23 protein-coding genes are annotated in these 17,217 nt (G+C 36.0%); 14 read left to right on the forward strand and 9 right to left on the reverse strand.

From position 1 onward, the window contains the following. Positions 1 to 85: 85 nt before the first annotated feature. Positions 86 to 1,039, reverse strand: coding sequence for a fasciclin domain-containing protein (locus BST92_RS10035; RefSeq protein WP_105071326.1), 954 nt, complete (start codon positions 1,037 to 1,039; stop codon positions 86 to 88). A 189-nt stretch (positions 1,040 to 1,228) separates the two neighbouring features. Between BST92_RS10035 and mnmA the strand changes: the two genes are divergently transcribed. The 4 genes from mnmA to trhA all read left to right on the forward strand — a co-directional run bounded on the left by mnmA (position 1,229) and on the right by trhA (position 5,676). Further along, the gene (gene mnmA, locus BST92_RS10040; RefSeq protein ID WP_105071327.1) at positions 1,229 to 2,407 is read left to right on the forward strand and encodes a tRNA 2-thiouridine(34) synthase MnmA; all 1,179 of its coding nucleotides are present in this window, start codon (positions 1,229 to 1,231) and stop codon (positions 2,405 to 2,407) included. Between the two features lie 9 nt (positions 2,408 to 2,416). Beyond that, complete coding sequence (locus BST92_RS10045) at positions 2,417 to 3,997, forward strand: S8 family serine peptidase (RefSeq protein ID WP_105071328.1); 1,581 nt, start codon at positions 2,417 to 2,419, stop codon at positions 3,995 to 3,997. Between the two features lie 97 nt (positions 3,998 to 4,094). After that, a complete protein-coding gene (locus BST92_RS10050) occupies positions 4,095 to 5,048 on the forward strand; it encodes an NAD(P)H-dependent flavin oxidoreductase (protein WP_105071329.1) in 954 nt (317 codons plus the stop codon). Beyond that, positions 5,041 to 5,676: a PAQR family membrane homeostasis protein TrhA gene (gene trhA / locus BST92_RS10055; protein WP_105071330.1), complete on the forward strand. Its 636-nt coding sequence runs from the start codon at positions 5,041 to 5,043 to the stop codon at positions 5,674 to 5,676. Before BST92_RS10050 ends, trhA begins: the two co-directional genes overlap by 8 nt. Here the strand turns inward: trhA and BST92_RS10060 are convergent. Continuing rightward, positions 5,673 to 6,341, reverse strand: coding sequence for a ZIP family metal transporter (locus BST92_RS10060; protein ID WP_105071331.1), 669 nt, complete (start codon positions 6,339 to 6,341; stop codon positions 5,673 to 5,675). The genes trhA and BST92_RS10060 overlap by 4 nt on opposite strands. A 91-nt stretch (positions 6,342 to 6,432) precedes the next feature. After that, positions 6,433 to 7,233: an SAM-dependent methyltransferase gene (locus tag BST92_RS10065; protein ID WP_170061736.1), complete on the reverse strand. Its 801-nt coding sequence runs from the start codon at positions 7,231 to 7,233 to the stop codon at positions 6,433 to 6,435. Between the two features lie 44 nt (positions 7,234 to 7,277). Between BST92_RS10065 and BST92_RS10070 the strand changes: the two genes are divergently transcribed. The 5 genes from BST92_RS10070 to BST92_RS10090 all read left to right on the forward strand — a co-directional run bounded on the left by BST92_RS10070 (position 7,278) and on the right by BST92_RS10090 (position 11,329). Further along, positions 7,278 to 8,444 carry a THUMP domain-containing class I SAM-dependent RNA methyltransferase gene (locus BST92_RS10070; protein WP_105071333.1) on the forward strand — a complete coding sequence of 389 codons (1,167 nt, stop codon included), beginning with the start codon at positions 7,278 to 7,280 and terminating at the stop codon, positions 8,442 to 8,444. 151 nt (positions 8,445 to 8,595) lie between these two features. Next, entirely contained in the window at positions 8,596 to 8,772 is a 177-nt protein-coding gene (locus tag BST92_RS10075) for a CAL67264 family membrane protein (protein ID WP_235183329.1), read from the forward strand. Then, positions 8,772 to 9,185: a hypothetical protein gene (locus tag BST92_RS10080; protein WP_105071334.1), complete on the forward strand. Its 414-nt coding sequence runs from the start codon at positions 8,772 to 8,774 to the stop codon at positions 9,183 to 9,185. The genes BST92_RS10075 and BST92_RS10080 overlap by 1 nt, the downstream gene beginning before the upstream one ends. Next, positions 9,182 to 10,873, forward strand: coding sequence for an energy-dependent translational throttle protein EttA (gene ettA, locus BST92_RS10085; protein WP_105071335.1), 1,692 nt, complete (start codon positions 9,182 to 9,184; stop codon positions 10,871 to 10,873). Before BST92_RS10080 ends, ettA begins: the two co-directional genes overlap by 4 nt. Positions 10,874 to 10,960: 87 nt before the next feature. Further along, positions 10,961 to 11,329 carry a hypothetical protein gene (locus BST92_RS10090; RefSeq protein WP_105071336.1) on the forward strand — a complete coding sequence of 123 codons (369 nt, stop codon included), beginning with the start codon at positions 10,961 to 10,963 and terminating at the stop codon, positions 11,327 to 11,329. Here the strand turns inward: BST92_RS10090 and BST92_RS10095 are convergent. Both BST92_RS10095 and BST92_RS10100 read right to left on the reverse strand, forming a co-directional pair. Then, positions 11,326 to 12,129 (reverse strand): zinc-dependent peptidase, encoded by an 804-nt coding sequence (locus BST92_RS10095; RefSeq protein WP_105071337.1) that lies wholly within the window; start codon positions 12,127 to 12,129, stop codon positions 11,326 to 11,328. The two genes, BST92_RS10090 and BST92_RS10095, sit on opposite strands and share 4 nt — an antisense overlap. Positions 12,130 to 12,172: 43 nt before the next feature. Continuing rightward, complete coding sequence (locus BST92_RS10100) at positions 12,173 to 12,892, reverse strand: Bax inhibitor-1/YccA family protein (RefSeq protein ID WP_105071338.1); 720 nt, start codon at positions 12,890 to 12,892, stop codon at positions 12,173 to 12,175. A gap of 122 nt (positions 12,893 to 13,014) precedes the next feature. Between BST92_RS10100 and BST92_RS15445 the strand changes: the two genes are divergently transcribed. The 5 genes from BST92_RS15445 to BST92_RS10120 all read left to right on the forward strand — a co-directional run bounded on the left by BST92_RS15445 (position 13,015) and on the right by BST92_RS10120 (position 15,030). Continuing rightward, entirely contained in the window at positions 13,015 to 13,269 is a 255-nt protein-coding gene (locus BST92_RS15445) for an RNA polymerase sigma factor (protein WP_342747859.1), read from the forward strand. Next, entirely contained in the window at positions 13,239 to 13,562 is a 324-nt protein-coding gene (locus tag BST92_RS15450) for an RNA polymerase sigma factor (RefSeq protein WP_342747860.1), read from the forward strand. Before BST92_RS15445 ends, BST92_RS15450 begins: the two co-directional genes overlap by 31 nt. A 35-nt stretch (positions 13,563 to 13,597) precedes the next feature. Next, entirely contained in the window at positions 13,598 to 14,101 is a 504-nt protein-coding gene (locus BST92_RS10110) for a hypothetical protein (protein WP_105071339.1), read from the forward strand. A 43-nt stretch (positions 14,102 to 14,144) separates the two neighbouring features. Beyond that, a complete protein-coding gene (locus tag BST92_RS10115; protein ID WP_105071340.1) occupies positions 14,145 to 14,570 on the forward strand; it encodes a hypothetical protein in 426 nt (141 codons plus the stop codon). A 121-nt stretch (positions 14,571 to 14,691) separates the two neighbouring features. After that, positions 14,692 to 15,030, forward strand: a complete 339-nt coding sequence (locus BST92_RS10120) for a hypothetical protein (protein ID WP_105071341.1) — start codon at positions 14,692 to 14,694, stop codon at positions 15,028 to 15,030. On the opposite strand, the gene BST92_RS10125 is transcribed toward BST92_RS10120, so the two are convergent. The 4 genes from BST92_RS10125 to BST92_RS10140 all read right to left on the reverse strand — a co-directional run bounded on the left by BST92_RS10125 (position 15,027) and on the right by BST92_RS10140 (position 17,167). After that, positions 15,027 to 15,650 carry a DUF4230 domain-containing protein gene (locus BST92_RS10125; protein WP_105071342.1) on the reverse strand — a complete coding sequence of 208 codons (624 nt, stop codon included), beginning with the start codon at positions 15,648 to 15,650 and terminating at the stop codon, positions 15,027 to 15,029. The two genes, BST92_RS10120 and BST92_RS10125, sit on opposite strands and share 4 nt — an antisense overlap. After that, positions 15,647 to 16,564: a GSCFA domain-containing protein gene (locus tag BST92_RS10130; RefSeq protein ID WP_105072248.1), complete on the reverse strand. Its 918-nt coding sequence runs from the start codon at positions 16,562 to 16,564 to the stop codon at positions 15,647 to 15,649. The genes BST92_RS10125 and BST92_RS10130 overlap by 4 nt, the downstream gene beginning before the upstream one ends. 109 nt (positions 16,565 to 16,673) lie before the next feature. Continuing rightward, complete coding sequence (locus BST92_RS10135) at positions 16,674 to 16,892, reverse strand: hypothetical protein (protein WP_105071343.1); 219 nt, start codon at positions 16,890 to 16,892, stop codon at positions 16,674 to 16,676. 5 nt (positions 16,893 to 16,897) lie between these two features. Beyond that, positions 16,898 to 17,167: a hypothetical protein gene (locus BST92_RS10140; protein WP_146105142.1), complete on the reverse strand. Its 270-nt coding sequence runs from the start codon at positions 17,165 to 17,167 to the stop codon at positions 16,898 to 16,900. Between the last annotated feature and the right edge of the window lie 50 nt (positions 17,168 to 17,217).

Below are 17,217 nucleotides of genomic sequence, written 5' to 3' on the forward strand. Positions count from 1 at the left end.
GTAAACAATATGAACACGAGATTTTATAAAACAAAAAAGCCTCACGCACGAGGCAATGAGGCTTTTTCTCTACTAACCTAAAAGTTTATGGTAGCAACACGTTGTCTATAGCGTGTACTACTCCATTAATTGCTGTAACGTTAGTTACAATAATATTTGTGTCTCTTGTTTGTGCATCTGTAATTACTGTTCCTGTGATAGAAAAAGTTCCAGGTCCTATAGGATCCACATTTGCACCGTCTACGATATTTTCTGCTCTTACCGCTGCACCGCTCACTACATGGTAAGTAAGTACGTCAGTTAAATTAGATAATGCTAGAACGTCTGCTATATCATTTAATCCGTCTGTTGTGCTTTCATCAATTAAGGCTTGAAAAGCATCATTAGTAGGAGCAAACACAGTAAATGTTGCCGTGTCATCACTTAACGTAGGTACTAATCCTTCTTGATCCACTGCGGTAACTAGATTTGAAAAACTTGGGTTTGCAGCGGCCAGAGTCACTACTGTAGGCAATGCGATTACTTCATCAACTACATGTACTACACCGTTATCTACCGTTACGTCTGGCATAGTTACTTCTGCAACACCATTTAAAACAACACCTGCTGTAAGGTCAATGTATAAATCTAATGCGTCACCATCATTGTTTGTTGCACTGGTCTTTACATACCCATCAGTAAGGTCTGTTGATCGCGCCACAGTTCCTAGCACGTGGTTGCGCAATGTGTTTCTTAAAACTAAAACTGGCACATCATCTATAGTAGCAAATCCGTTTGCTGATAAAAATGTTTGAAAAGCTGTGTCTGTCGGTGCAAATACAGTAAATGTCCCACCTGCTTGATCTAGTGTAGCGTCTAATCCGGTTCTTAATAAGGCTGCATTTAGAATAGTAAAATCAGCATTATCTACTGTTAAGTCGTAAGCAGAATTATTGTTATCCAATATTCCTCCATTATCATCGTCATCTGTACAAGATACTGCACCTATGGTAAGTGCCGCAAGCATCAATACCTTAAAATTGGTTATTAACTTTTTCATGAGTTTGGGTTTTAGTTTTTTTATTTGTTCAAATATAGTCTCAATTACCACCTATTATGTTTAATGATTTGTTAAAAGTATTAAACAAAAGCTTAAGACAGGTCATTATCAATTTTTATCATGCTCACTATAAGAAAAATCAACTTGACTACCGCCTTAACTGTAATACAGATGAATTATTTTTGCAGCATGGCAAAAGTAGTAGTAGGACTTTCAGGTGGAGTAGATTCTAGCGTTGCGGCATATCTTTTAAAAGAGCAAGGTCACGAGGTAATAGGTCTATTTATGAAAAACTGGCATGATGATACCGTTACCATTAGTGATGAGTGTCCATGGCTAGAGGATTCAAATGATGCGATGTTAGTCGCAGATAAGCTAGGGATACCGTTTCAAACTGTAGATTTAAGTGAGCAGTATAAGGAGCGTATCGTTGATTATATGTTTGATGAGTATGCTCGTGGCCGCACGCCCAATCCAGATGTTTTATGTAATCGTGAGATTAAATTTGATGTTTTTATGGATATCGCTTTAGAATTAGGGGCAGATTATGTCGCTACTGGACACTACTGTCAAAAGACAACCACCACAGTTGATGGTAAAGAGATTCATCATCTTATTGGTGGAGCAGATCTTAATAAAGATCAAAGCTATTTTTTATGTCAGGTATCACAAGAGCAGTTAGCTCGTACATTATTCCCTATAGGTCATCTTCAAAAACCTGAAGTACGTAAAATCGCAGCAGCACAGGACTTAATTACTGCAGGCAAGAAAGATTCTCAAGGTTTATGCTTTATTGGTAAAGTACGTCTGCCAGACTTTTTACAGCAACAGTTGAAACCCAAAACCGGTGACATTGTAGAAATTCCAGCCGAAGTAAGTATGGATAAAGCTGCAGTTGTAGAAGATGAGGATGCTATGATTACGCTTTCGCGTAAGCGACATTATCAACCACATGAAGGAAAAAAACTGGGCACACATCAAGGAGCGCATTACTTTACACGTGGGCAGCGCAAAGGTCTCGCGGTAGGTGGTACGCCACAACCACTTTTTGTTATAGAGACAGATGTAAAGAATAACACGGTTTATGTAGGCCAGGGAAAACAGCATCCAGGACTTTACCGTCGTGGACTTTTCATAGATAAAAGCGAGCTGCACTGGATACGTGAAGATCTGGCACTTCAACCAGGACAGACCACGGATGTTATGGCTAGAATACGTTATAGACAGACTTTAGAAAAGGCTGTTTTAAATGTAGTAAGTGATGGCGCTTATTTGATTTTTGATGCACCACAAAGTGCTATTTCACCAGGACAGTTTGCGGCATGGTATCAGGACAATGAATGTTTAGGTTCTGGTGTAATTTCTTAACTTGCCCAGATGAGAATTGTTTTGTGTATCGTTTTTTATCTCGCTTTCGGGAAAGCGTATGCACAAGAACTACATGCATGGATCTATTTTACAGATAAGCCTAATGTCACTGCTAGCATAGCGTCGCCACAAAGTATACTTACTCAAAAAGCAATACAACGCAAGGCTAGACATGGAATCGCTATTGATGATCGAGACGTGCCTGTCAATCAAAACTATGTCACTCAAATTCAATCGCAGCCAGGTATCACTTATAAAACACAGTCTAAGTGGTTTAATTGTGTGCATGTTACGGGCTTAGAAACAGATATTAATGCATTGTTCGCATTATCATTTGTGTCTAGCATTGATTTTGCAGATCCTACTAAAATGACCCAAATCAATCACCACAATAAATTTGCCCAGACGACCATTCCACCGCTCACTTATGGAAATGCATTGAACCAAATTGATATGATAGGTTTAAATGATTTACATGATTTAGGCAACACAGGCTCTGGTGTTACCATCGCAGTAACCGATAGCGGTTTTCCTAATGTAGATACTAATCCAGCGTTTCAACAATTGCGTAATAATAATGGTGTCGCTGGTGGATACGACTTTGTAGCAGGCGATAACAGTTATTATGGTGATCATTTTCACGGTGCACGAGTGTTGAGTATTATGGCAGCACATGAGGCTGGTAATTTTGAAGGAAGCGCGCCCGATGCGCAATATTATTTATTTAGAACCGAAGACGTTGCTACAGAAACGCCAGTAGAATTAAGCTATTGGGTTGCCGCAGCAGAACGTGCAGATTCATTAGGTGTTGATGTGATCAACGTATCGCTAGGCTATTTGAGTTTTGATAATCCTGCAGAAAGTTTGAGTTATACAGATTTGGACGGACAAACGGCTTTTATATCACGTGGTGCAAACGTAGCATTTGAAAAAGGATTATTTGTTGTGGTAAGTGCCGGTAATTCCGGAACCTCGACTTCGCATCCATACATCAGTGCACCGGCAGACGCTGCTGGAGCCTTTAGTATCGGATCTGTAACAGCGACGGAACAGTTATCAAATTTCTCGAGTACGGGACCAACATTTGACAATCGATTAAAACCTAATGTAGTAGCACAAGGAAGCGGTACGGCACTAATTACTGAGAATGGAGCTTTAGTTTCTGGTAGTGGTACCTCTTATAGTGCTCCTTTGATTAGTGGTGCTGTTGCCTGTTTAATACAAGCATATCCCAATTTAACTCCTTTACAACTTAAAAACGCTATAGAGCAAAGTGCAGATAATTTTATGACTCCAAATAATCAATTTGGATATGGGATTCCTGATTTTGGTGCGGTATTTCAAACTTTGAGTATAACGCAGTTTAAAGATGTAGAATTGAATTACTACATTAATAATAGTAAACAGTTGGTGGTTGATTTACCACAAGACTATACAGAGGTACAAGCTAGGCTTTACAACCTTATGGGACAGTGCGTTTGGACTGGTATGCTCGAGAATGAAAAGCCACTTGAGTTGAATTCTTTTAATTCTGGTATTTATATATTTCAAATTGAAGAGTTGAATAGATCAATAAATGTTGCCTTTTAAGAATTTATTATTCTTTAGATTCTATTTTTGAGTAATCCACTCAATCGGTCTTTACGCCTCTCTTTTTCTTTTAAATTTGTAACTGTAAAATGAAACTATGGAAAATAGAATTACTTCTTTATTCGGTGTTAAATATCCCATTATTCAAGGTGGTATGATATGGGCTAGTGGTTATAAGCTAGCTAGTGCAGTATCTAATGCTGGAGGATTAGGGCTTATAGGTGCTGGTTCTATGTATCCTGATGTTTTAAGAGAACATATTCAAAAAGTTAAAAAAGCCACAGATCAACCTTATGGTGTTAACGTACCGTTGCTGTATACCGATCTAGAAGAAATTCTTCAAATCATTATAGAAGAAAAAGTACCAATTGTTTTTACCAGTGCAGGTAACCCTAAAACTTATACTCAAAGGTTGAAGGACGCAGGAATCACTGTGGTACATGTAGTAAGTTCTGTGAAATTTGCTTTAAAATGTCAAGATGCTGGAGTAGATGCTGTGGTAGCAGAAGGATTTGAAGCCGGTGGTCACAATGGAAGAGAAGAGACCACAACGCTTACTTTAATACCTATGGTAAAAGCAGCTTTGAAAATACCATTAATCGCTGCTGGCGGTATTGCAACAGGTAGAGGTATGCTCGCTGCCATGACGCTAGGAGCTGAAGCTGTTCAGGTAGGAAGCCGTTTTGTAGCCACTCATGAAGCTAGTAGCCACCTCGCTTTTAAACAGGCTGTGGTTGATGCAAAGGAAGGTGATACACATTTGACACTTAAAGAGTTAGCGCCAGTACGTTTACTGCGCAATAAATTTTGGGGAGATGTACAAGAGCTTTACAAAACAGCACCATCACCTGAAGAATTAAAAACCTTACTGGGTCGAGCGAGAGCTAAGAAAGGAATGTTTGAAGGTGATTTGAATGAAGGTGAACTAGAAATAGGTCAAATATCGGGATTGATTAATGATATTTTACCGGCGGCACAAGTCGTTGAAAATATGGTGTCTGAATATGAGGAAGCTAGAAAAGAAATGATGAAGATGTCACTACATGGCTAGAGCACAATCACCGCTAGAGGAAAAGTGGAACGTCATTACACATGGCTTTGGTTTAATTTTAGCATTAATTGGTGCGGTATTATTGTTTTTAAAAATTGAAGACAGTAATCAAGCTTATACATATCCAGCTATAGGGATTTATACGTTTTCACAGATTCTTCTTTACTTTTCATCAACTTACTATCATTGGGTTGAAGTAGGTTCAAGAAAAGATGTACTGCGCAAGATGGATCATATCGCTATTTACGGATCTATTGCAGGAACTTATACACCTATGTGTTTATTATTATTACAAGATAGTAATGGCTGGATGATTTTATATGCTGTGTGGGGAATTGCAATTTTTGGACTTATATGGAAGCTGTTCTTTACAGGTAAATATGAGGCATTTTCTAGCATTCTATACTTAGTGATGGGCTGGTTGATTATTTTAGATTTAGAAAGTGTACAGTCCTTATTTACAGATTCAATGATTTTTTGGTTAATCGCAGGTGGCGTCTTTTTTACCGTAGGAATCGTCTTTTATGCTTGGAATAAACTCTATTTCAATCATGTTATCTGGCACCTATTTGTGTTAGGTGGAAGCATCAGTCATTTTTTGATGGTGCTTGAGGTGGTTAACGTTTAAACCAAAAAACCTAACACAGCACCCGTTAACATTACTAAAATCTTAGCAAGGTTAAATTTGTGCGCTTCACTCGATTCTAGAATAAGAGTAGTGGATACATGCAGTACAATACCTGCAACAATAGCTTTGATAGGTGTCATATAAGCATCAAAAAAGCTCATCTCACTAGCTAGTAAACTACCTAGTGGTGACATGACTGCAAATAATAATAATATAGCAATAGACTTCCATCGCGACATGGTGCTGTTCAATAAAAAACTAGCAAAAATAAAAGCTATAGGTATTTTATGAATAGAAATACCATATACCATACCACCATGACCTTGCAACGGCATACCTTCTAGGAATGCATGCAAGCATAAACTACTAAAAAGTAGATAAGGAAACTGTTGAATCTCTTTACTTACGTGTAGGTGGCCATGTTCTGCACCTTTTGAAAAGAATTCTAGTATAATCTGTATAAAAACTCCAGCGATAAGATATATTCCCATCGTGCTATCGCCATCTTCATAAATTTCAGGTAAAAATTCTGAAGCGACGCTACTTAATAAAAATGCCCCAGAAAATGCAAGCAATAATTTCATTCTATTTGCAGCAGGTGATTTGAACAACATTGCTGCTCCAGCTCCTAGTAATACAGCGATAAATGGAAGTAAAAAATTCAATTCGGGTTATTTGTTAAAGCGTAAAAGTAATATTAATGAATTATCTGTGAGGTGATTTATGGTCTGAATAAAGAATTGGTCCAGTATTGATTTACTTTCTGACAACCATAATTAGTCGCTCACTAGTTGCAGCATCATAATTGTTTAAATGATAATCTCCATAAACCTCTATTAATTCTAATCCTGCTTTTTTAAAATAATTCGTAAAATCTGCTAATTCTAGGGCGCTCACACGTTCTGTAAAATGATAATTACGTTCTTGATCTGTAAATTTAATATCCTTATAGATATGACCTTTTTCATAACGACGCCATTGTTTAAAGGTAATGCCATCCTCAATTTTCTCATTATAGGCAACTAGATTTTTAATGACAAATGGAGCATTCATAAAATCGATAACTCCATATCCACCAGGCTTTAAATTTGAATAAATAGCTTTAATAGTATTTACATTATCTGCCACATCATCAAAATAACCAAAACTAGTAAAGAGATTAAATACCGCGTCAAATTGACCATCATAGGGTACTGTCATATTATGTACCTCAAAATTAATACGACTTGCATCGATTGGTAAGAGCGATTTATCATTTTCTACATCTGAGGTAGAAGTCGTATTGTCTCTCAATTGTGCTTTTGCAAATGCAATACTAGATGGACTTAAATCAACACCAGTTACACGATATCCTAGACGATTCAAATACATACTGTGTCTACCACGACCACAGGCTAAGTCCATGATATGAGAAGACTTAGTTAAGTTAAGGCTGTCTGTAAGGCGACGCATAAATGCGCCAGCTTCTTGATAATCTCTATCTCGATAAAGAATATGATAATATGGAGTGTCAAACCAACTCGCGTACCATTGATCTGTTTGGGATGCAGTGCTCATAGGCAACAAAAATAGCTTAATTTTGCGGCTCAAATCTGTGAAGAATGTCCCAAAGTTTTAAGATGATTGCCAAAACGCTTTTTGGCCTAGAAGAAGTCCTTGAAAAAGAGCTCCGCCAGTTAGGTGCAACACATATAGAGAAAGGTGTGCGCATGGTGAGTTTTGAAGGCGATCTGGGTTTTATGTACAAGGCAAATATGATGTTGCGCACAGCAATACGTATTCTAGTACCTATACATTCTTTTAGAGCGCGCAATGAAGTAGACCTCTATGATGGTATTTATCAAATGGATTGGTCTAAGTATCTGACTGCACACGATACACTTGCCGTACACGGTACGGTAGCGTCACAATACTTTAATCATAGTCAGTATGTCGCTTTAAAAACTAAAGATGCAATTGTAGATCAAATACGTAATAACACAGGTAGACGTCCAGATGTGGATACTAAACATCCAGACTTAAGAGTGTCTGTGCATATCAATGATCAAAAAGTAGACGTTTCTATTGACTCTAGTGGTGAGCCGCTATTTAAACGTGGTTATCGTCAAGAGACTAACATAGCACCTATAAATGAGGTGCTTGCAGCAGGATTAATTTTACTAAGTGATTGGGATCAACGATCTCAATTTATAGATCCCATGTGTGGTAGTGGAACGATTGCTATAGAGGCCGCAATGATAGCAGCAAACATCGCACCTAATTTGAACCGACCAGAATTTGGCTTTGAAAAATGGCCCAATTATGATAATGCACTTTTTGAAATGATTCAAGAAAGCTGTCTAAAGAAAATGCGTGAGTTTGAAGGTCCTATCATCGCACGTGATGCTGATGGATACACACTGGAAAAAGCAAAAGAAAACGTAAAAAATGCTAATCTTCAAGACTTTATAAAACTAGAAAAAGGTGATTTCTTTAGAGATCATCAAAGTGCACAAGCCTTTTTAATGTTTAATCCACCATATGATGAACGTATAGAGATCGATACCGATGCATTTTATAAATCAATAGGTGATACTTTAAAACAGCGTTATACCGGTTCTACAGCATGGATGATAACCGGTAATCTCGAGGCATTAAAATCAGTGGGATTACGTCCATCTCGCAAGATTAAAGTATATAATGGTAAACTAGAAGCACGGTTTGTAAAATATGAAATGTATCGCGGTACAAAGAAACTCCATAAATTAGTTGATGGAGACTCTAAGTAATGCAATCATTAGAGAATTTTAAATAATCAATTATAATTAATTAGAAGTATACAACATAGAGATTTAAAGGAAGTCATGTTTGTAATAATATCAATTTAATTACTTGTGCTTTCCTTCTTATCTTTGAAATTGAAAAGAAGATTATATGGCGATGAATAAAAATGGCGTTTTAGGCTGGGCAACTTTAATCATGATTATCATAGGACTAGGACTTATAGCACTGGGCGCATTTAGATACAATCAGGTAGCTGGCTATGGATTTGCTGCAGTAGGTGTAGGTTTCTTTGCTATCGCTTGGGTTTTTAACGCGTTGAAAGGGCGAGTGTAGTGAAGGAAAAAATTCAATTTGAAGATCTTACAGCTCTTAAAGTAGTTATCCCTACTGTAATAGCTATAATTTCTTGTTTTGTTTTTGGAACTTTAATAATAGTTGATGGTGCTCACTGGTATTACATTATACCAGCATTTATAGGGATTATCCTCATCGGTATTCCACAAATAAAAAATATAAGACAGCGCAACACTATTAAATTCACAAACACTGGTCTAACCGCAAAATTATTAGGGCATAAAACTTTTGGTTTTCAATTTAGTGACATAGAAAAGTATCAACTGACTGATGCTGGATTGATAATTAAAATAAATGAGATGGATGCGATGACGCTTTCGCGAAAGCGTTTTCAAAAAGAATCTCTCACACAATTACATACATTAATACAACAAAAAACAGCGCAACTATGAGCGATGATAAACAAGTAATATTTTCCATGTCAGGTCTTTCAAAGACTTATCAAAGTACAGGGAAACAGGTTCTTAAGAATATACACTTAAGTTTTTTCTATGGGGCAAAAATAGGAATACTAGGTCTTAACGGATCTGGTAAATCTACGTTGATGAAAATCATTGCTGGTATTGAAAAGAATTATCAAGGAGATATTCATTTCTTACCAGGTTATAATGTAGGTTATCTCGAGCAAGAGCCACAACTAGATGACTCTAAAACAGTAATGGAAATCGTGCGCGAAGGTGTTGCAGAGACTGTTGCTATTCTAGATGAGTATAATAAAATTAACGATGATTTTGGTCTAGAAGAAGTGTACTCAGACGCAGATAAGATGGAGAAACTAATGAACCGTCAAGCAGAGCTGCAAGATAAGATAGATGCGACAAACGCCTGGGAACTAGATACTAAACTAGAAATTGCCATGGATGCCCTGCGCACACCACCTGGAGACGCTAGTATTAAGAATTTATCTGGTGGAGAGAAACGTCGTGTAGCGCTATGTCGTTTATTACTTCAACAACCAGAGATTTTATTATTAGATGAGCCTACTAACCACCTCGACGCAGAGTCTGTTTTATGGTTAGAACAACACCTTGCACAATATAAAGGAACGGTAATCGCTGTAACGCACGATAGATATTTCTTAGATAACGTTGCAGGTTGGATTCTAGAACTGGATCGTGGAGAAGGAATTCCATGGAAAGGAAATTACTCTAGCTGGTTAGAGCAAAAAGGTGACCGTTTAAGAAAAGAAGAAAAAACAGAATCTAAACGTCAAAAAACATTGCAGCGTGAGCTGGATTGGGTACGTCAAGGTGCAAAAGGTAGACAGTCTAAACAAAAGGCACGTTTAAATAACTATGATAAGTTATTGAATGAAGATCAAAAACAAAAAGAGGAAAAGCTAGAGATTTATATACCTAATGGACCACGTCTAGGTACTAATGTAATTGAGGCAAAAGGAGTGAGTAAGGCCTTTGGCGATAAGTTACTTTATGAAGACTTAAATTTTGTGTTACCACAAAATGGTATTGTAGGTATCATAGGTCCCAATGGTGCTGGTAAAACAACCATTTTCAAAATGATTATGGGGCAAGAGCAACCAGATAAAGGATCATTTACAGTAGGTGAAACTGTTAAGCTGGCTTATGTAGATCAATCACACAGCGATATCGATCCAGATAAATCAATATGGGAAAACTTTGCAGATGGCCAAGACATGGTAATGATGGCGGGACGTATGGTTAACTCTAGAGCTTACCTAAGTCGTTTTAACTTTTCAGGATCTGAGCAAAATAAGAAGGTTTCTACGCTTTCTGGTGGTGAACGCAACCGTTTACATCTAGCGATGACTCTTAAAGAAGAAGGAAACGTATTATTACTCGATGAGCCTACTAACGATCTAGATGTAAATACACTACGTGCACTAGAAGAAGGACTTGATAACTTTGCAGGTTGTGCGGTTATTATTTCTCACGACAGGTGGTTTTTAGATAGAGTATGTACACATATCATCGCATTTGAAGGTGACTCTCAGATCTATTCTTTTGAAGGGAGTTTTACGGAATATGAAGAAAATAAGAAAAAACGATTAGGTGATGTAACGCCTAAGAGAATACGTTATAAGAAATTAATTAGAGACTAGCATTGAGGTCTTAAGTTTTTACGTTTAGAGTCCGTAGTTCAAATTTGAACTACGGACTTTTTTATTTAATTTAAAAAAATATAATATATGAATCCGCATACGGCAGACATAAGAGCTCAAATAGAATACTATGCACAAGAAGTGAGTAGTGGTAAGATGGATTTAAGTGCTGTACGTAATAAGCTTAAAAATCAAATGATGGATCTAGAAGACGTAAATTATACGGTCAATAGAGTTGATAAAAGAGCGGCTAGGTTGACAGAGTTAAAAGCGATACATCAAACGGGTAGAAATAAATTGTGGATAGGGATCGCTTTGTTGTTTTTTGGCTGTGTTTTCCCGTTCATTTATAATGTAGTCACCTTAAATAAATTTGTGATTGCTGTTTATACCTTTCCTTTTGTATTAGGCTTATACTTGATATGGAATGGTCGCAATGATATGGCGAGGTATTAATTTTCAAAAATCCACTCGTCCTTATAAAGTAAGGCTGTTTTCAAATAATTGAACAATACTGGGAAACCAGATTTAAAATCGGCTGGAGATTCAAAGAAGTATTCTGTAAGTACAGATAGAAATTCATACTCATTTGTAAATGCATATGCTCTAAAGTATTTAGTATCATCTAACTTTTGTCTCACTTCAGGATTCATAATATGTCGCAATATCTTTTGCTCATATTTATGGAATCTAGCAGAATCTACATCTGTACTATGTTTACTTTCAAAATGCATAACGTGCATTAATTCATGCAATCCCAGGTGAAGATTATCATTATCGATTGCCATACCTGTTAAAAAATCTTCCCAGGATAGAGCAAGGACTTTAGCACGAGGATTGTATTCACCTTTGTGCATAGCTTCGTTAGTTGGGCTTTGGAATGCCTGTGGGAAAAACAGTACCGTATTCAACATACTGTACAAATAATTTGCCCTGCCAAAACTTAATTGTATCGCTACTGCCGCGCTATAGGTAACCTGTGCATCAGATACTTGATTTTCATATCGATGTCTGAAATCTTTATCTTTTATAAAGGCTGCCATGCGATGTTCAAACTGTCGCTGGTATTTTTTAGATAGCTTTAAATAAAAAGGATAGGTTTCTAGTAGACGCTTTCGCGAAAGCGGTAACCTGCGATACGTAAATGGCTGTCTATTCCATATAAAGTCTTTTTTGTGCTGTAACCTGCGTAAAATAAGATGACCAAAGAAAAATAAGAATCCAACAGCAACTGCCGCAAATGCGTATGGAGCCATCCATTCTGTCTCTGGATTTAGAACAAGTATGTGAGAGAGCAATCTAATCTCTAGAAAATATACTCAGTAAGTACCAAAATAACAGCATCAATGATGCAAATAGACCTAGTGAGGCGCCTACATGTTGATCTGTACTGTATTTATGTACAAGATTGGATGTTTGGTATAGTATGGATCCTGCTGCTAGAACCACCATTCCGGCACTAAATGCAAGTCCAAGATTAAAGCCAAAAATCATTCCGGCTACGATAAGGCCTAAGGCAATAAAAAAACCTACCATAAGTATATTGCGCAAAAAGCTGAAATCTTTTTTTGTAAATAATACGATAGCACTCAAGCCTGTAAATAAAGCTAGAGTCATTACAGCTGCTTGATTAATGATAGAATTGTCAAATATATTCATACTACCACCAGAGTAAGCAATAGCAATCCATATCATAGGTAAAAAGATAAAAGCTTCTGCGATGACATATAACAATAATGCAAGGTATTGTTTAGTCTTATCATGTGATTTATGGGCTATATTTTCGGCATAGTTAGTCGCTAACATAAATCCACCTAGAATAAGTAACCATCGCCATCCTTGAGTCATAGATAAGGCAAATTCTACTAGTGGCTCAATACGTAAAAAAATAGATTCTACAACTATAAAAAGTAAAACGGCTAGAGCAACGTGTGCATAAGTACGTTTATAGAAAGCTACTCTAGTATCATCACTAGCTGCGATAAGTGGTTGATATGAAGAAATATTGTTATGATCCATGGTTAGTTTAAATTACAAGTAGTGAAGATAATTAATCTACAATTTTACAACGCTAAAACATTAATAAAATTTTCTGCCAATGGATTAAACCTTATCTTTCTTTTTAAGTCATAAGGTAGACTATGATAATAGATAAAGAATACGAGATTCTAGAGCTTATCAATGCTCCTCAAACTATAGAGGCTGGCTACCGCATGCTTTTAAAAGAGTATCAACAACAGTTATACTGGCAAATAAGAAAGTTAGTTATAGATCATGACGATGCGCATGATGTACTGCAAAATGTTTTTGTAAAAGTTTTTAAAGGGATAAAAATTTTAAAGGTGATAGTAAATTATCATCATGGTTGTATCGTATCGCTTATAATGAAAGCATGACGTTCTTAACTAAAAAAGGGAAGCAATTACAGGTCAATGATACAGAGCTGCAAGCCCATCTGGTAGATCAACTAGAGGCAGATGTATATTTTACTGGTGATGAAATTCAACTAGCCTTACAAAAGGCTCTCGCTCAATTACCTAAAAGACAAAGCGAGATTTTTAAAATGCGTTATTATGATGAGGTTAAATTTAAAGATATTGCAGATTTGTTAGAATTAAGTGAAGGAGCTGTTAAGTCTAGCTATCATATTGCAGCAAAGAAGATTGAACAATTTATAAAACAAGATTAAACTATTTAAGAACTTAAGAGTCTTAAAACCAGAACATGGAAAAAGAAAATAAACATAATAAGGATTTAGGTTTTCAAGTACCTCAAGACTTCTTTAAAAATTTTGAAGAAGATATGATGACGCAATGGAATCTAGAGGAAAAACTAGGTAAAGAAACTGGTTTTGAGGTACCTGATGGTTATTTTGAATCTCTAGAAGAACAATTAATTCCAGTAGTTGATGATAAGGTAAGACATCTACCTAAAAAATCTAATTTTACAACTTTCTTATATCCAGTTCTTGCGATAGCTGCCATGTTAGCTATTGTTTTAACCTTCAATACTGGAAATGAACCTATAGATATCGCAAGTGTAGAAACATCAGTGCTTGAAGATTATCTTATCGAAGAGTCTTTTTTATATGATGACACGACCGTGGATATTTTATTTGCAGATAATGATATACTAGATGACATCAGTCTTACAGAAAGTCTAGATACAGACGTATTGTATGATTATCTAGAAGAAGAAATGGAGTTAAACGAAATTATTACAGAATGAAAAGTATATATTAATAATAGTCGTACTTATAAGTACTATAGGGATGGCGCAAGGACCTGAAGGCGATAGAGATAATCATCGTCGTATGAATAAAGAGAAAATTGAAGCACTAGCGGTAGCTTACATCACAGAGCAGTTAGAATTAACACCAGATGAAGCAGGCAAGTTCTGGCCAGTTTTTAACAAACTGAGAGAAAAGCGTCACTCTTTAGAGCGCAAAAAGAAAGCCTTGATACGTGAAATGGAATCTAAAGTAGATGCACTAACAGATAACGAGGCGTCTAACTATGTGAGTAAAATTACAGATTTAGACAATCAAATTCATGCTGCTAGTTATGAGCAAAATAGCAATGAGATTATTAAAATAATAGGAGCAAAACGTTTTTTAAAACTCATGAAAGCTGAAATGGATTTCAGAAAAAAAATGCTAAGAGAATATAAAGAACGTAGAGGTAGAGACAGACCTTAAACAACTGTCGATTTATTTGATTTATTAATGGATAAGAGCCTTTTCAAAAAGCAATTGAAAAGGCTTTTTTAGTTTTTAAAATTTAATATCAAAGCTTAAATTTGAATTAAAATTAATTATCATGAAAAAGTTCTTTTTAATCTTTTTAGTAATAGGATTAGCATCGTGCAATCAACAAGATACTACGACTACTACAGAGGCGACTGATGGTATTAAAAGTAGTCAGGCATATCAAGAGTATGTCCTAGCCTATAATGAATATCAAGCTTGTAAAGAAGAGCGACCAGGAATAACTAATGCCTACATGAATAAAGAGCTTACCGCTCCAGAATTTGAAAAAGCACTAGAGAAGAATGCTAAAATGTGTGCTCTTAAAAAACAAATCTTTAATACCAGATGGCAAATGTTACAGACAGAATATGATAAACTATCTGAAGAATATCAAATCAAAACAGACTAGTCTTTAAATTCTGTTATTTCCGTAATATTTTCTACAGACTTTCCATCATAGATAACCGTCCATCCCATAGAATTGCTCAAAACAAAAATGCGTGACAGTTCTAGTAATAATCTGTCATCTGCGTTTTTAAGGATATCACTATTCCTAATTTGACGCTCAATATCTTTTGATATCTTTTGTTTCATACTATTGAAATCCTTTGCCTCAAAGGTGTTGAGTATACCATTATCCAACTGGTAAAGACTTAAATTAGGATTAATGTTGATAATGGGCTCGGGTAGTTTTGAAAAGATGATTTGTTTATTCTCAGCGTCTACAGAGTATTCTAAATTTTTGAGGTTATAAATGACTTGTGCTTTGGCATTTGAAACCACAAGTGCTTTTTTCTTACTAGCAAAGAAATCCCAGCCATAGGACTTTGTGTTTTCATAAGTATACACTTTACCGTAATTAACTTCAGTTACTATAAGTTTACTCACATTACGCACTTCTTTTCCAATAAGTTCTGTTTGCGCAATAAGATTTTCCTGATCAGTCTTATAACCTTTTATGTAGTCATAAATCAAAACAATGGCAAGCATCATCAAAGCGCCTAGAACTAGTGTTTTTAAATTTTTCATAATTGAATATGAGGATATTTTTGTTGTAGGTTAGCTAGTGAGTTTTCAATCTGTTCCAGATGCAAATCAACGTTGGATGGTCTGTGTGCGACAAGTTTACGATGTTTATCCACGGCTTTCATTATAGGTAAACAGGTTGTAGAAATCACGCTTTCGCGGAAGCGTTCCCAAACCAACTCAATGCCCGTTTCACTTAAATGAACCATATCACGGCCATAGAATCTATAGTCACGCAGTTCATCCATTACAATCTCATATGCCGGGAAATACTGCGCTTTTTGCGTTTCTACTACCGCTTGAATGGCTTCAAAAAGTCTAGATTTACTGCGTTGGTTTTCAGTAAATCCATCTTTAATATGTCGTACAGGAGAAAGCGTGAAAATAACTTGAGCTTGAGGATTGGCCTCGTTAATCAGGCTAATCATAGTATTTAAACTATCTATAATTTGATTAATAGAAAGTAACTTTTTCTTAAATAGTTGCTGAGATTGTTTATGGCAATTTGCTACAATTATCTTCTTCTCAATATGCTTATAAACCCAGGCTGTTCCCAGCGTTATAAATATGTGAGATGCTTTTTTAATATGTTGAACGAGAACTTTTCCAGCAGTATTTAGGTTTTTTAAAACCGCATCTTGACTAGAACCGTTTAAATCAGAATGCGCGAGGTAAGAAAAATGAGTATCGATATCTTCTAGAGAAAACAAGTCGTTACTCAAAGAACGCTCGATCAATACTAGTAAACTATGAGGATTAAAAATAATCCCAAATGGATTTACGCAAGTCTTAAAGCCGTGATAAGCCATTTTGCTACCTATATTTTCTGTAAAACAACTACCTAAAAATACCATAGCACTGTCATAGTTAATGGCAGGTTGTAACGGTTTAATAGGAACTGGTGTGGTAAGTTGCATTGTTATCTTTACATTTAATAACATCAAAGGTAAAGTAATGCTGTAGTTATAAAAATAACCACCAATAAATTAAGAGTAATAAAACGATGGTGAGTATTAATTTAAGGTATCAGAAGCGTTTGTTGTCACGCTGGTCTTTAAGCGCCTTTGCTATTACTTTTCTTTTAGTACTTGCGACTTGTTCTGGTGTAAACAGCAGACTCATTTTTGAACTTGTCTGCTCATTGTAAACTGAATTACGAGCATCATTTATTCTGTTGGTTCTACGTTGCGTCGCTTTATTTTGAATAGCCTGTATTTTTTTATAGAGATGATTGTTATAATACATACGGCTTAAGAATTAGACTGAAACTTCATTAATTCATATAGCAAGGTGCCAATTCCATAAAAAACGATAGGTGCCGCGATAATCGTTATGATGATAATGAGAAGTGATTTTCTCTTATCCTTATCTGCCTGCTTGCGTATCTTGCGTTTTGCTGCTTCTACTTCTTGTATTGTGTAATCTTTTCTTTCTACACCTTGAGAATAAGTAGCATGAGATTGTTTTCTTTTTTTACGACGTTCTTTTCTCTCAAGAAACAATTTCTTGTTGTTTCTCATGATAGTAACCATAGATGATATGCTGCCGCCAGATCCCATATAACTTAATC

It is taken from the genome of Nonlabens arenilitoris, assembly GCF_002954765.1.
GTDB classification, from domain to species: domain Bacteria; phylum Bacteroidota; class Bacteroidia; order Flavobacteriales; family Flavobacteriaceae; genus Nonlabens; species Nonlabens arenilitoris.